Here is a 14,571-nt window from a genome sequence, read left to right on the forward strand (position 1 = left end):
GATACGCCTTCGGCTCCTCCCGCCCTACGGGAGCGACGCCCGGCGCAAACGCCACACGCTAGAATACCCCCATGTTCACCCAGCCCATTCCCACGATCCGCCGCGACGGCGACGCCGTCGTCATCCTCGACCAGACCCTGCTGCCGCACGCATGCGAGCTGCGCCGCCTCGCCACGCTCGACGAGGTCGCGACCGCGATCCACGCGATGCAGGTGCGCGGCGCCCCGCTCATCGGTGCGACCGCCGCCTACGGTGTCGCCATCGCCCTCGCCACCGATGCCAGCGACGCCCGCCTCGAGCATGCACTGACCACCCTCGCCGCGACCCGCCCGACTGCCGTGAACCTGCACTGGGCGCTCGGCCGGATGCGCGAGCGCCTGCACCCCCTCGTCCCGACCGAACGCCCCGCGGCTGCCTGGCGCGAGGCCGAGGCGATCCACCGCGACGACGCCGAGATGTGTGCCGCTATCGGCGGACACGGTCTCGCGATCCTCGAACGCCTGGCCGCCGGTCTCGACCGTCCGCTGCGCGTGATGACCCACTGCAACGCCGGCTGGCTCGCCACCTGCGGCGCCGGTACCGCGCTCGCCCCCGTGTATGCGGCGAAGGCGCTTGGCCTTGCCGTAGAGGTGTGGGTCAGCGAGACGCGCCCGCGCAACCAGGGGCTGCTCACCGCGTGGGAACTGCGTGAAGCGGGCGTGCCGCTGCGCCTCATCGCCGACAACGCGGCCGGCATCCTGCTCGCGCGCGGCGAAGTCGACGTCGTCATCACCGGCGCCGACCGCGTCGCAGCCAACGGCGACGCGGCGAACAAGGTCGGCACCTACCTGAAGGCGCTCGCCGCGCGCGAGCACGGCGTGCCCTTCTACATCGCCGCACCCTTCTCGACCGTGGATTTCGGTTGCGCCGACGGCGGCGCGATCCCGATCGAGGACCGCGGCCCGGGCGAAGTGTGCACGGTGCTCGGGCTGGACGGCGACGGCGCAGTGAAGACGCTGCGCCTCGCGCCCGAAACCACCGCCGCGGCCAACCCCGCCTTCGACGTGACGCCCGCACGTTGCATCACCGGCATCATCACCGAGCGCGGCGTGTGCGCCCCCGGGGGGCTGCGCGACCTGTATCCGGAAGCGACGCGATGAGCCTTTCCGTCGAACTGGCGGTACGCGAAAGACTCCTCGCGACCGCGCACGCGATGAGCGCGGCCGGACTCAACACCGGCACGGCCGGCAACGTCAGCGTGCGCATCGACGGCGGCATGCTGATCACGCCCAGCGGCATGCCGCCCGCCGCCTGCACGCCGGAGGACATGGTGATCGTCACCGCGGACGGCAGCGCCAGCGGGCGCGTCGCGCCGTCGAGCGAATGGCGCTTCCATCACGACCTCTATACGCGACGCCCGGAGGTGGGGGCGATCCTGCACGCGCACGCGCCCTTCGCAACCTCGCTCGCGTGCCAGCGCATCGAGATCCCGCCCTTCCACTACATGATCGCGCGCTTCGGCGGCAACACCGTGCGCTGCGCGCGCTACGCGACCTTCGGCACGCAGGAACTGTCGGACAACATCCTCGCCGCGATGGACGGCCGCTCGGCCTGCCTGATGGCCAACCACGGCATGCTCGTGTCCGGGCGCGACCTCGACAATGCGCTCGATCTGGCGATCGAGTTCGAGACGCTGTGCGAGCAGTACTGGCGCACCCGCCAGATCGGCGAGCCGGTGCTCCTGTCGGACGCGGAGATGGCGGAGGTCGTGGAGCGCTTCCGCTGGTACGGCAAGCCGCGGGCGGGCTGACGGAGCCAATCGTAGGGCGGGAGAAGCGCAGCGCATCCCGCCGATCCAACGGTCGCCGATTTCCCGACCGCCGCTGACACCCGCTCGACGGCTGCATGTCGGGATCCGCCTTCGGCTCCTCCCGACCTACGGTGACCGGGACGAAGGCGATCCGTGCTGGAGGTGCGAATCGTAGGGCGGGAGGAGCGAAGCGCATCCCGCCGATCCACCCGCCCGAAATTTGCCGACCTCGGCATGAGCCCCGACACATCGCGGACTGGCGAAGGACATCAGCACCTGCGGCGCAGGGCAGAAAAGCGAAGCGCCTTCCGCCGCAGGTGAATCGTCACGCATCGCCGCGCCCGGATGCGCGCTCCAGCACGCGGATCAGGCTGGACGTGTCGCTATGCGCCCCGCCCTGCGCCATCAGCGCGTTGAGCTGCTGCCCCACCTGCGCCGCGATCGGCAGCGGAGCGCCGAGGCGCGCCGCCTCGTCCATCAGGATGCCGAAGTCCTTGTGATGCAGGCGCGCCTCGATGCCGGCGGCGAAATCCCGCCGGATCATGCGGTCACCCATCACGTCGAGCATGCGCGACGCCGCGGAGCCGCCCATCAGTGCCTCGCGCACCTTCGCCGGATCGACGCCGTGAGCCTTGGCGAGCAGCATCGCCTCGGCGCAGGCCTGGATCGCCGCGACCATCACCATCTGGTTGCACGCCTTGGCGACCTCGCCGGCACCGTTGCCGCCGACATGCACGATCGCGCGGGAGAAGGTTGCGAGCAGCGGGCGTACGCGCTCGAGCACCGCCGCGTCGCCACCGACCATCATCGCCACCGTCCCCGCCTCCGCGGCGACCGATCCGCCCGACACCGGCGCATCGAGCATCGCCGCGCCGCGCGCAGCCAGCGCGGCGGCGATGCGGCGCGTCGTGCCCGGCGCGATCGTGCTCATGTCCACATGCACCCAGCCCGGCCGCACGCCCTCGACGAAGCCGCCCTCGCCCAGCGCGACGCGCTCGACGTCCTCGCTGGTGGTGATGATCGTGAACGCGACATCCGTCGCCGCGGCGAGCTCGGCCGGCGTCGCATGCACGACCGCGCCGGTCCCGGCGAAGGGCGCGACGCTTTCCGGACGCCGCGCCCACAGGTGCAGGCGATGGCCGGCGCGCTGCAGGTGCTGCGCCATCGGGCGCCCCATCGCGCCCAGGCCGACGAATCCGACCTCCATCAGTCCTGCCCCTCCCCGCCGCTCATGCGCTCGAGGAGCTTCAGCATCGCGATCGAGTCGTTCTCGCCCAGGCCGCTGCCGACCATGGCGTTGAGCATCTGCGCGGTCGCGGCGGAGGTGGGCAGCGCGAGGCCGAGGCGATGCGCCTCCTCCATCACGATGCGCAGGTCCTTCTGGTGCATCCACGCCTTGAAGCCGGGCTTGAAGTTGCGGTCGAGCATGCGCTGGCCATGGTTCTCCAGCACGCGCGAATAGGCGAAGCCGCCGAGCAGCGCCTCGCGCACCTTCGCAGCATCCACGCCGCTTTTCTGCGCGAAGTTCATCGCCTCGGCCACGGCCGCGACGCCGACGCCGGTGAGGATCTGGTTGCACGCCTTGGCGACCTGGCCGGCGCCGCTCGCGCCGATCACCGACACCGTCTTGCCCATCGCCTCGAACACGGGCTTCACGCGCTCGAACGCGGCTGCGTCGCCCCCGACCATGATCGTGAGGGTCGCGTTGATCGCGCCGATCTCGCCGCCCGACACCGGCGCATCCAGCATCTCGATGCCGCGTGCCTTGAGCTTCGTGGCGATGGCCTGGGCGGCCGCCGGGGCGATGGTGCTCATGTCGACGAAGATCAGGCCGGGACGGGCGCCGTCCGCGACACCTTGCGGGCCGAGCGCGACCTGCTCGACGTCGGGCGCATCCGCGACCATGCTGATGACGACCTCGGCGCGCGAGGCGAGCTCCGCCGCGCTCGCGCAGTCGCCCGCGCCCGCGTCGAGCAAGGGCTGCATCGACTCGCGCCGGCGGCTCCACACCTGCACCTTGTGCCCGGCCTTCATCAGGTTCAGCGCCATCGGGCGCCCCATCAGGCCGAGGCCGATGAATCCGACTTCCATTTCGATTCTCCTGTGGCTGGAACGCGCATGGCGACGCATAATCTTCGCCATGACCTACGCCCCCATCATCAAGGAAATCGGCCGTGGCGCCAAGGGCGCGCGCGACCTCGACGCCGCGCAAGCGGAGCAGCTGTTCGGCGACATGCTGGACGGCAAGGTGCCGGAGCTGGAGCTCGGCGCGATCGTCGTGTCGCTGCGCATCAAGAGCGAGTCGCGCGACGAGCTGCTGGGCTTCAAGCGCGCGATGGATGCCCGCTGCGCTCAAGTCGCGGTGCCGCCGGGCCCGCGCTGCGTGATCCTGCCGACCTACAACGGCGCGCGCCGCCAGGCCAACCTGATGCCGCTGGTCGCGCTGCTGCTCGCGCGCGAAGGGGTGCCGGTGCTGATCCAGGGGCGGCACGATTTCGAGTCGCGCGTGAGTCCGTTCGAACTGCTTGCGGCGCTCGGCATCCATCCCGCGCTCGGTGTCGGCGACGCGCACCGCGAGCTCGCCGAGAAGCGCATCGCCTGCCTCCGCCTCGACGAGCTGCTACCGGGGCTCGATGCCCTGTTGAGCCTGCGCCTGCGTCTGGGCGTGCGCGGCAGCGGTCACACGATGGCGAAGCTCGTGGACCCGTGCATCGGCCGCAGCGTGCGGGTGGTCGCGGTGACGCACCCGGAGTATCTCGAACGCATGCACGAGTTCCTCGTCGTGGATGGCGGGCGGGCGATGCTGATGCGCGGCACGGAAGGCGAGGCCTACGCGAACCCGCGCCGGCGACCGGCGATGCAGGCGTTCCGCGATGGCGTCGCGGAGCTCGCCTGGCCGGCGGAGGAAGGCGGCGCCCCGCCGGTCGAAGGACTGCCGGACGCGCCCGGCGTGGAAGAGAATGCCGCGCTGATCCGGGCGATGCTGGCAGGCAAAGTTCCGATCCCGCAGCCGGTGCTCGACCAGGCCGCGCTGCTGGTGCGACTCGCGAACGAGGGTTAAACACGTCCGGACGGCTCGGAATCGTAGGGCGGGAGAAGCGGAGCGCATCCCGCCGATCCAAGCGCCGAGAGCCATCCGGCCACCGCACGGCGGGATACGCCTGCGGCTCCTCCCGCCCTACGAGAAGGGTCGCCTTCGCTCGCAGAAGGACGGAAAGCGCAAGCCGAAAAGCCACGCCCGGCAGGAGAGACCTCAACCGCAACGGAAGCTCAGGGAGGGGAAACTCCCGCCGTGGCGAAGGCCTCTCCTGCCGGGCGCAGGAGCGGGGGTCGGGAACCCGCTTCAGCCGGAGATCGGCGCGAAACGTCCGTCGCGGTAATCCGCCAGCGCCTGGTGGATCTCGGCCTGCGTGTTCATCACGAAGGGGCCGTACTGCGCAATCGGCTCGCCGAGAGGTTGCCCGGCGATCAGCAGCACGCGTGTCGGCACCGCGCCCGCCTCGATCACGACCCCATCCGCGGTGGCATCGTTGGCGAGGATCGCCATGCGCTGCACCGCGACCTGCGTGCCGGCGACCGTGACCTCGCCGCGATACACGTAGATGAAGGCGTTGTGCCCGGCCGGCAGGGGCTGCGCGAAGCGGGCGCCGGCCGGCAGGTGGATGTCGAGGTAGAGCGGCGCGGTCGCGTCACGCGTCACCGCCCCCGCGACGCCATGGCTCTCGCCGGCGATCACGGTCACCGCGGCACCGGTCTCGGTCGTGAAGGTCGGCAGTTCGCCCGCGGCGAAGTCCCGGTACCACGGCGCGCACATCTTGTCGCGGCCGGGCAGGTTCAGCCACAGCTGGAAGCCTTCCATGACGCCCTCTTCCTGCTCGGGCAGCTCGGAGTGGATCACGCCGCTTCCGGCGGTCATCCACTGCACGCCGCCGTTCTCGAGCAGGCCTTCGTGGCCCGCGCTGTCGCGATGGCGCATGCGGCCGGCGATCATGTAGGTGACGGTCTCGAAGCCGCGGTGCGGGTGGTCCGGGAAACCCGCGATGTAATCGCCCGGATCGTTGCTGCCGAAGGCATCGAGCATCAGGAAGGGGTCGAGGCGGCGCTGCAGCGGCTGGGTCAGCACGCGGGTGAGCTTCACGCCCGCGCCATCGGAGGTGGCCTGCCCGGCCACGAGGCGCTCGACGCTGCGCGGGCGGGTGACTTCTTTACTGATGCGTTGCTGTTGCGTGTCGGACATGGTGTGGTCCTCCGTGTCGGGGTCGGGGGTGCTCTCTGTATCTATTTCTTTCCCGGCGCCCGATCTATCGTCCGACGTCCGGGTGTGCAAGGCTGCTGGTCGCTTATGCGAACGCCGCCTCGATCTCGCGTTGAGCTTCGGCGAAGGCCTGTTGTTCCGCTTCCGGTCCCATCGCGAGTCCTTCGGCGTAGAAGAAGGAGACGTCGGTCATGCCGAGGAATCCGAGCACGACCTTCAGGTAGGGCACCTGCGCATCCCAGTCGGTACCGCGGTACTTGCCGCCGCGGGCCAGGGCGACATACACCTTCTTGCCCTTGAGCAGGCCCTCGACGCCGTTGGCGGTGTATTGGAAGGTCACCTTGGCGCGGGCGATCGCGTCGATCCAGTTCTTGAACTGCGCCGGCACGCCCAGGTTGTACATCGGCACGCCCAGCACGACGACGTCGGCGGCCTGGATCTCGGCGATCAGCACATCGTCGAGCGCGACGCGGGCTGCCTGCGCCGGGGTGCGCTGCTCGGCGGGCGTAAACAGCGCGCCCAGCGCGGCTTCGTCGAGGACGGGATGCGGGTTGCTGCCGACGTCGCGGACGACCAGATTGGCACCCGGATTGTCGGCACGCAGACGCTCGACGATGCTGTTGGCGAGGCGGGTGGAAGCGGAAGCGGCGGCACGGGCGCTGGAATTGACTTGCAGGATGTTCATTCGTTGCTCCATCGAAGTGGTTTGTCGATGGGGCAACTTTAGGGGAAGCATTGTTGCGGAAAAACCAGAACATTTGCACTTCACTGTTGCCGGATCTGCACTCTCCCGCGCCACCTGGGATTGCGCGCCCGCCCCTTGCGGTCGCAATCGCGACTGAACTTTTCACCGGCGCCGGGGACGAATGCGCCGGACTGACCTACAATCGCGCCTCATTCACCCGTCTTCGCCCATGATGAATTCATCCGCACCGTCCTCCCGCGTCCTCTTCCTCGGACTGTTCGCCGCCTGCGTGGCCCTGCTCGGCTTCGGCCTGTACCTGCAGCACGTCGTCGGCCTCGAACCCTGCCCGATGTGCATCATGCAGCGCTATGCCTTCATCGCCATCGCGCTCTTCGCGCTCGTGGCAGGTCTGCACAATCCGGGCCGCAGCGGCACGCGCGCCTATTCGGGGCTGATCCTCGTCGCCGCGCTTGCGGGAGCGGGCGTGGCGGCGCGCCAGACCTGGATGCAGATCTATCCGCCGGAAGTGGCCGAATGCGGACCTGACCTGGAATTCATGCTCGGCAGCTTCCCGCTCGCGGACGCGCTGCCGATGATCTTCCAGGGCGCGGGCGATTGCTCCAAGGTGGACTGGAGCTTCCTGGGACTTTCGATCGCAAACTGGTCGCTGGCGATGCTGACGCTGGTCGCGATCGGGGCGATCACGCTGATCGTGCGCGGGAAGGGGCGCGGCTGATAACCTGAAGACTGCGGCGCGTCAGCCGACGACGCGCACGGTCGTGCCGCCGATCTCGTACATGCCCTGCCCCAGCGCGTGGCAGCGCTTGACCTCCAGCCGCGTGACGAGCGGCGGACGGGCGACGGAGCCGTTGCCGGGCACCGAGACCATCACCTCCAGCACCTCGGCCTGCCCGGGCACGTAGGGCGCGCGCAGCGTCATCCCGCCGACGCCGATTTCGACACATTCACCGCGAATGGTCTCGCCTGTCTTCAGGCGGATCACCGCCGGACAGCCGAGCGGGATGCGGCGGTCGAGCCGCCGTTCAACGTGGGATGCGCGATCGTTCATGGGCCGGACGGGCTTCAGCGTCGATGACAGGCCGATTGTAGCCTTCCGTCGTCATCCGCGCCGCATCCTTTCACGGCCCGTCCCGGATAGGCCGAAGATCAGCGGCAGCTGCCCCCGTCCGGCACGCCGGCCTTGCGCAGGAATATCTCCAGCGGGCAGAAGCGCGTGAAGCCGCTCTGGAACAGGTTCGCGCCGACGAAGGCGGTGAACCACAGGAAGTTCTTGCTCACGAACAGCGGCGAGCCTTCCACGCCGAGCGCGAGCGAGATCAGCACGAAGGCGCCGGCGAAGATGCGGACGAACTGGTTGACGGTCAGGGTCATGGTGTTTCTCCTTGCAGTTGCGCGACGCGCTTGCGCATCGCGGCGTAATACAGCACCGGGATCACCACCAGCGTGAGCAGCGTGGACACCAGGATGCCGAAGATCAGGCTGATCGCCAGCCCGTTGAAGATCGGGTCGTCGAGGATGAAGAGCGCGCCGATCATCGCCGCCAGCGCGGTCAGGCCGATCGGCTTGGCGCGCACCGCGGCGGCACGGATCACCGCCTCGCCGAGCTCCATGCCGCCACGCACCTGCTGATTGACGAAGTCCACGAGCAGGATGGAGTTGCGCACGATGATGCCTGCGAGCGCAATCATGCCGATCATCGAGGTGGCGGTGAATTGCGCACCGAGGAGCGCGTGGCCCGGCATGACGCCGATGATGGTGAGCGGGATCGGCGCCATGATGATGAGCGGCGCAAGGTAGCTCCTGAACTGCGCGACCACCAGCAGGTAGATCAGGATCAGGCCCACCGCGTAGGCCGCACCCATGTCGCGGAACGTCTCGTAGGTGACCTGCCATTCGCCGTCCCACTTCACGCTGTAGCCCGCATAGGCGTCCTCCGGCGCGCGGATGAACCATTCGCCGAGCGTGCCAGCGAGGCCGGGTGCTCCGGCCAAGGCCATGCCGTTGATCTGCGAGCGGATGTCGAACATGCCGTAGAGCGGCGAATCGAGCCGTCCCCCCATGTCGCCGGTGACGTACACCACCGGCAGCAGGTCCTTGCGATGGATCACCTGCTCGCGCGCTGTGTCCTGCACGGTGACGAGCTCCGACACCGACACCAGGGTGCCGTCGCGTGCGCGCACCTTGAGCGCGAGCAGTGCGTCGACGCTCGACTGGCGCTCGGACGGCAACTGGATGCGCACCGGGATCTCGTACTTGTTGTCGCCGCCGTGGATCGGCGTGACGTCCTCGCCCGCCAGCCCCAGGCGTACGACCTCGACGATGTCGGCCTGCGCGACGCCCATGCGCGCGGCCTTGGCCTGGTCGACGCGCAGCACGAGCTTGGGAGCGGCCTCGTCGACGGTGTCGTCGACGCCGACGATGTCCGCCGTGCCCTCGAAGGCGGCGCGCACCTTGCCGGCGACGGCGGTCTGCCCGCCGTAGTCGGGCCCGTACACTTCCGCGACGATGGGCGACAGCACCGGCGGCCCCGGCGGCACCTCGACGACCTTGGCGTTGCCGCCGGCCTCGCGCGCGATGCGCGTGACCTCGTCGCGCACGGCGACCACGATCTCGTGGCTCTTGCGGCTGCGGTGCTTCTTGTCGACCAGGTTCACCTGGATGTCGCCCATCTCGGGTGCGCTGCGCAGGTAGTACTGGCGCACGAGGCCGTTGAAGTTGATCGGGCTCGCGGTGCCGGCGTAGGCCTGCCAGTCGGACACCTCCTCGACCGTGCCGAGATGCTCGCCGATCTCGCGCAGCACGCGCGCGGTCTCCTCGACCGGGGTGCCGACCGGCATGTCGAGCACGACCTGGAATTCGCTCTTGTTGTCGAAGGGCAGCATCTTCAGCACGACCAGCTGCACCGCCGGCAGCGCCACCGACACGGCGATCAGCGCGAACACCGCGAGCCACAGCTTGAGCCGCGCACGGCCGCCCTTGAGCGGATCGAGCATCGGCGTCATGGTGCGGCGGAACAGGCGGTCGAGCCAGGCGGTGAGCCTGTCCTCGCCCTCGTGGTGATGCGCGTCCACCGACTTCAGCAGCTTCTGCGCGAGCCAGGGCGTGACGACGAAGGCGACCGCCAGCGAGATGAACATGCCCATCGACGCGTTGATCGGGATGGGGCTCATGTAGGGCCCCATCAGCCCGGTGACGAAGGCCATCGGCAGCAGCGCCGCGATCACCGTGAAGGTCGCGAGGATCGTCGGCCCGCCGACCTCGTCGACGGCGCGCGGGATGAGCTGCCACAGCGGCGTATCGGGCTCCAGGGTGTGCCAGCGGTGGATGTTCTCCACGACCACGATCGCGTCATCGACGAGGATGCCGATCGAGAAGATCAGCGCGAAGAGGCTCACGCGGTTGAGCGTGAAGCCCCACGCCCAGGACGCGAACAGCGTCGCCGCGAGCGTGAGGCCGACCGCGACACCGACGATCAGCGCCTCGCGCCGCCCGAGCGCGAAGAACACCAGCAGCACGACCGCGCCGGTCGCGAACACCAGCTTGCCGATCAGCGTGTTGGCCTTGTCGTTGGCGGTCTGGCCGTAGTTGCGCGTGACGGTGAATTCGACGCCCTCGGGGATCAGCTGGCCGCGCAGGCCGTCGGCGCGCGCGAGCACCGCATCGGCGACGTCGGCAGCGTTCGCGCCGGGCTTCTTCGACACCGCCAGCGTCACCGCCGGGAAGGCGCCCTGCTCGGCGATGCCCTTCTGCGCCGCCGCGGCGCCGGTGCCGAACCACACGTACTGCGTCGCCTGCTCCGGGCCGTCCTCGATGCGCGCGACGTCGCGCAGGTAAACTGGTTTGCGCTCCTGCACGCCGACGACGAGGCTGCGCACGTCCTCCGCGGATTCCAGGTAGGTGCCGGTCTGCACCAGCACCTCGCGGTTGCCCGCGACCAGGCTGCCGGCCGGCTGCGAGGCGTTCGCGAGCTGCAGCGCGGCGCGCACGTCCTGCGCGGTGACGCCGTGCGCGTTCATGCGCTGCGTGTCGAGCAGCACGCGCACGACGTGGCCGGGGCCGCCGAGGGTCGTCACGTCGCGCGTGCCGTCGATGCGCTTCAGTTCCAGCTCCACCGCACGCGACACCTGCTGCAATTCGAAGCCGCTGCGCGCGGGATCGCCCGTCCAGAAGCTGAGGCTCACGATGGGCACGTCGTCGATGCCCTTGGGCTTGACGATGGGCTCGCCCACGCCCAGCTGCGGGCTCAGCCAGTCCTTGTTCGAATGCACGGTGTCGTAGAGGCGCACCAGCGCGTCCTGGTTCGGCACGCCGACCTCGAACTGCACGGTGATCACCGCCATGCCGGGGCGCGACACGGAATACACGTGCTCGACGCCCGCCATGCGCGACAGCACCTGCTCGCCGGGGCGCGCCACCAATGCCTCGACGTCGCGCGCCGAGGCGCCCGGGAAGGGCACCAGCACGTTGGCCATGGTCACGTCGATCTGCGGCTCTTCCTCCTTGGGCGTGATCAGCGTCGCGAACACACCCAACAGCAGGAGGATCAGCGCCAGCAGCGGCGTCAGCGCATTGCGCTGGAAGGCGCCGGCGATGCGGCCGGAGATGCCGAGCGGAGCGCTCATGGTCGCCCTCCGTCAGCGCGCCGCGCCGGCACGCGCCGCGCGCGCGGCAATGCCGGCCTGCACCGGATCGAGCGCGACCTCTTCGCCGCCGACGAGGCCGGCGAGCACCTCGACATTGCCGTCCGCGAGCGGCTCACCGGCGCGGATCTGGCGCAGCGCGAAGCCGCCCTTGCCGTCGGCGACATAGACGCCGGTCAGCTCGCCGCGGCGCAGGATCGCGCCGGCGGGAACGGCGATGCGCGTGCCCTCGCCGGTCACGAAATGGACGCGCGCGAAGGTTCCCGGCACCAGCCCCTCGGCGTTCGCGGGCAGGTCCACGCGCACGCGCACGGTGTGCGTGCGCGGATCGGCGGCGGGCAGCACCGTGACGCTCGCGGCATCGAGCCAGCGGCCGGTATCGGGCAGCTCCACGCGCGCCTTGATCTGCCCGGACGCGAGGCCGGCGAGGCGCTGCTGCGGTACGTCGACCACGGCGCGCATGGCCGCGGGGTCATACACCGTCACGAGCTGGCGACCCGGCTGGGCCATCTCGCCCTGCTCGACGTGACGTGCGGCGACCAGCCCCGCGAGCGGCGCGACGATCGTCGTGTAGCCCTGCACCGTCGCGGCCTGGCCACGGCCTGCGCGCGCCGCGCGCAACTGGGCCTCGGCCGCATCAAAAGACGCCTTCGCCTGATCCAGCGCCGACTGACTGACGAACTTGCGCTCGACGAGGCTCTTCGTGCGCTCGTACGCGGCCTTCGCGTTGATCTGGCCAGCCTGCGCCTGCGCGATGCCGGCCTCGGCCCCGGCGACCGCCTGGCTCGCCTCGGCGGCGTCGATGCGCAGCAGCACCTGTCCCTTCGCGACGCGGTCGCCGGCGTCGACCTTGAGCTCGACGATGCGGCCGGGCACCTGCGCGGCGAGTGTGGCCTGATGCACCGCTTCGAGCGTGGCCTCGGCGGGATGGGTCAGGCCGACCGCCCGCGCCTCGATGCGCTGCGTGGGCACCTGCGCCTGCGCCAGGTTTGCGAGGGCCAGCGCAAGCGCGGGCAAAGCGATCCGGATGATGGAATATCTCGTCATTAATATAAGTTTATTCTTATATTCAGCCGAGTCAAGCCTCCGGAACATTTCCCGCCGCTACCGTCGGGTCCGTTCTTGTGGGAGCGGCTTCAGCCGCGAACGCGTGCCGTTGATCCGTATCCGTTTCGCGGCTGAAGCCGCTCCCACGGAAGCCACTCCATCTCAGTCCCGCGATGCCACGCTGCAACCCAGCGCGTAGTCCGCCATCGCGGCGATCACGCCGTCCGCCTCCCCGACCGCCAACGCGAGAGTGATCTCGCAATCGGGGTGAAGCGCGCGCGCTGCGGCGACCAGCCTGGGCACATCGCTCTTCAGGTGCCCGCCCTGGGCGATGAACATCGGCACGACGGTGATGCGCCGGATGCCGTCACGAGCCAGCGCGGCGATCGCCTCGTCCAGCGTCGGCGCCATGAACTCGAGGAAGGCCAGTTCGACGCGCAGCCTGGGCGCCTGTGCGCGCAGGTGATCGCGCGTGCGCCGCATCGGCCGAGCCCACTCGGGATCGCGGGCGCCGTGCCCGAACAGCACCACCGCATGTGTTTCGCTCATGATTCGCTCTCGACAGTTTCGGAACTGGCGTCGACCGGCGGCGCCAGCAGACGTTCGATCGCGCGCGCGGCGGCGAACATGCCGACCGATGCGGTCACCGCGACGCTGGAGCCGTAGCCGGCGCACGCGAGCCCCTGCGGTCCGTGCGGCAGGTCGCACGCGAGGTCGTCGAGCCGCAACGGCTCGCACGAATACACCGCCTCGATGCCGAAGGGGCGCTTGGGATTGCGCGGGAAACCGTGCTCGCTGCGCAGGCGCTTGCGCACCTTGGCGAGCAGGGGGTCCTGCTCGGTGCGCGACAGGTCATCGACACGGATGCGCGACGGATCGGTCTTCCCCCCGGCGCCGCCCGCGACGATCAGCGGGATGCGCCGCCGACGGCACGCCAGCACGATCGCGACTTTCGCGCGCACGTTGTCGATCGCATCGACGACGACGTCGAAGCCCTGCAGCAACTCCATCGCGTTGTCCGGCGTGACGAAGTCCTCGACCACGTCGACGCGCGCGTGCGGATTGATCGCCCGGATGCGCTCGGCCATCGCCAGCACCTTGGCCTGCCCCAGCGTCGGATCGAGCGCATGGATCTGCCGGTTGATGTTGGACTCGGCGACATGATCGAGGTCGATCAGCGTGATGTGCCCCACGGCACTGCGCGCCAGCGCTTCCGCGATCCACGAACCGACGCCGCCGACGCCAATCACGCACGCATGCGCGGCTTCGAGACGCGCGGGCGCATCGGCCCCGTACAGGCGGGCAATGCCGCCGAAGCGGCGCTCGCGATCGACTTCGACAGGAGATTCGAAACTCGGGCCGGACATGGCGATTACCGTTGCACGCAGAAGCGCGGATGTTACCGCAGCGCAGCCGCGATGAACTCGCCGTCGAGCCGGCGCTCCAACGGGCCAATGGAGGATTCACGATGCGCCATCTGGCATGCCGTACGCTGCTGGCCGCCGGCCTGCTCGGCACCACGCCCGCCCACGCCGACAGCACACCGCCTGCGTCGCTCGCGCAAAGCGCGGTCAGCGCCTACGAGGCGGGCCGGCTGGACGAGGCGGCGCGGCTGTTCGAGCGCGCCGCGCGGGCCGGCAACCGCCTGGCGCAGTTCAACCTCGCGATGATGATGTTCCGCAAGGAAACTGCCGCACCGGAACCCGACGCCGGGTGGCGCTGGCTCAGGCGCGCGGCCGGCGCCGGTCTCGCCCAGGCGCAGTACAACTTCGCGCTGCTGTACGACCGCGGCAGCGGCGTCGCGAGATCCCTGCCCACCGCGGCGGAGTGGTACCGCCGCGCCGCCGAGCAGGGACACACGGAAGCCCAGGTCAGCCTGGCGACCATGTACTACGTGGGGCACGGCATGGGGCGCGATTTCGCCGCGGCCGCGCGCTGGTACCTCGCCGCCGCCCGCGCAGGACACGCGGGCGCGCAGTATATCGTCGCGTCGATGTACGAAGCGGGAGACGGCTTGCCCGCCGATCTCCGTCAGGCCGAGCACTGGTACGCGCAGGCGGCGCTGCAGGGCGACGCCGCCGCGCGGGCGAAGTACGAAGCGCTGCAGGACCGGCCGCGCGAGGAAGAGCGGTAA

Annotated in this window: 15 protein-coding genes; 5 read left to right on the forward strand and 10 right to left on the reverse strand. The window is 69.9% G+C overall.

Annotated elements, in window-relative coordinates:
- The first annotated feature begins 71 nt into the window (after positions 1-71).
- Together mtnA and U5817_RS22070 are read left to right on the forward strand one after the other, a co-directional pair.
- On the forward strand, positions 72-1,139 hold the full coding sequence (gene mtnA / locus U5817_RS22065) for an S-methyl-5-thioribose-1-phosphate isomerase (RefSeq protein WP_407278833.1): 1,068 nt from the start codon (positions 72-74) through the stop codon (positions 1,137-1,139).
- Entirely contained in the window at positions 1,136-1,789 is a 654-nt protein-coding gene (locus tag U5817_RS22070; RefSeq protein ID WP_407278834.1) for a class II aldolase/adducin family protein, read from the forward strand. The genes mtnA and U5817_RS22070 overlap by 4 nt, the downstream gene beginning before the upstream one ends.
- 325 nt (positions 1,790-2,114) lie before the next feature.
- Here the strand turns inward: U5817_RS22070 and U5817_RS22075 are convergent, their stop codons facing one another.
- Positions 2,115-2,996, reverse strand: a complete 882-nt coding sequence (locus U5817_RS22075; RefSeq protein WP_407278835.1) for an NAD(P)-dependent oxidoreductase — start codon at positions 2,994-2,996, stop codon at positions 2,115-2,117.
- The gene (locus U5817_RS22080; protein ID WP_407278836.1) at positions 2,996-3,880 is read right to left on the reverse strand and encodes a 2-hydroxy-3-oxopropionate reductase; all 885 of its coding nucleotides are present in this window, start codon (positions 3,878-3,880) and stop codon (positions 2,996-2,998) included. Before U5817_RS22080 ends, U5817_RS22075 begins: the two co-directional genes overlap by 1 nt.
- Positions 3,881-3,929: 49 nt before the next feature.
- On the opposite strand from U5817_RS22080, the gene ybiB reads away from it, so the two are divergent.
- Positions 3,930-4,850: a DNA-binding protein YbiB gene (ybiB, locus tag U5817_RS22085; protein ID WP_407278837.1), complete on the forward strand. Its 921-nt coding sequence runs from the start codon at positions 3,930-3,932 to the stop codon at positions 4,848-4,850.
- A 282-nt stretch (positions 4,851-5,132) separates the two neighbouring features.
- On the opposite strand, the gene U5817_RS22090 is transcribed toward ybiB, so the two are convergent.
- Together U5817_RS22090 and U5817_RS22095 are read right to left on the reverse strand one after the other, a co-directional pair.
- Complete coding sequence (locus U5817_RS22090) at positions 5,133-6,026, reverse strand: pirin family protein (protein WP_407278838.1); 894 nt, start codon at positions 6,024-6,026, stop codon at positions 5,133-5,135.
- Positions 6,027-6,129: 103 nt separating this feature from the next.
- Positions 6,130-6,729 (reverse strand): FMN-dependent NADH-azoreductase, encoded by a 600-nt coding sequence (locus U5817_RS22095; RefSeq protein WP_407278839.1) that lies wholly within the window; start codon positions 6,727-6,729, stop codon positions 6,130-6,132.
- A 229-nt stretch (positions 6,730-6,958) separates the two neighbouring features.
- Between U5817_RS22095 and U5817_RS22100 the strand changes: the two genes are divergently transcribed.
- Positions 6,959-7,465: a disulfide bond formation protein B gene (locus tag U5817_RS22100; RefSeq protein ID WP_169127122.1), complete on the forward strand. Its 507-nt coding sequence runs from the start codon at positions 6,959-6,961 to the stop codon at positions 7,463-7,465.
- A 21-nt stretch (positions 7,466-7,486) separates the two neighbouring features.
- Here U5817_RS22100 and U5817_RS22105 read toward each other — a convergent pair whose 3' ends face one another.
- The 6 genes from U5817_RS22105 to U5817_RS22130 all read right to left on the reverse strand — a co-directional run bounded on the left by U5817_RS22105 (position 7,487) and on the right by U5817_RS22130 (position 13,804).
- Positions 7,487-7,798, reverse strand: a complete 312-nt coding sequence (locus U5817_RS22105) for a PilZ domain-containing protein (RefSeq protein ID WP_169206186.1) — start codon at positions 7,796-7,798, stop codon at positions 7,487-7,489.
- 98 nt (positions 7,799-7,896) lie between these two features.
- Positions 7,897-8,121, reverse strand: a complete 225-nt coding sequence (locus U5817_RS22110) for a DUF2892 domain-containing protein (RefSeq protein WP_018987870.1) — start codon at positions 8,119-8,121, stop codon at positions 7,897-7,899.
- Positions 8,118-11,372: an efflux RND transporter permease subunit gene (locus U5817_RS22115; RefSeq protein WP_407278840.1), complete on the reverse strand. Its 3,255-nt coding sequence runs from the start codon at positions 11,370-11,372 to the stop codon at positions 8,118-8,120. Before U5817_RS22115 ends, U5817_RS22110 begins: the two co-directional genes overlap by 4 nt.
- Positions 11,373-11,384: 12 nt before the next feature.
- Entirely contained in the window at positions 11,385-12,437 is a 1,053-nt protein-coding gene (locus U5817_RS22120; RefSeq protein ID WP_407278841.1) for an efflux RND transporter periplasmic adaptor subunit, read from the reverse strand.
- A 162-nt stretch (positions 12,438-12,599) separates the two neighbouring features.
- A complete protein-coding gene (locus tag U5817_RS22125; protein WP_407278843.1) occupies positions 12,600-12,986 on the reverse strand; it encodes a sirohydrochlorin chelatase in 387 nt (128 codons plus the stop codon).
- The gene (locus U5817_RS22130; protein WP_407278845.1) at positions 12,983-13,804 is read right to left on the reverse strand and encodes a ThiF family adenylyltransferase; all 822 of its coding nucleotides are present in this window, start codon (positions 13,802-13,804) and stop codon (positions 12,983-12,985) included. The genes U5817_RS22125 and U5817_RS22130 overlap by 4 nt, the downstream gene beginning before the upstream one ends.
- A gap of 101 nt (positions 13,805-13,905) precedes the next feature.
- Here U5817_RS22130 and U5817_RS22135 point away from each other — a divergent pair, with 101 nt between their 5' ends.
- Positions 13,906-14,571, forward strand: a complete 666-nt coding sequence (locus U5817_RS22135; protein WP_407278846.1) for a tetratricopeptide repeat protein — start codon at positions 13,906-13,908, stop codon at positions 14,569-14,571.

This window comes from Aromatoleum evansii (genome assembly GCF_045689615.1).
Lineage (GTDB): Bacteria > Pseudomonadota > Gammaproteobacteria > Burkholderiales > Rhodocyclaceae > Aromatoleum > Aromatoleum evansii.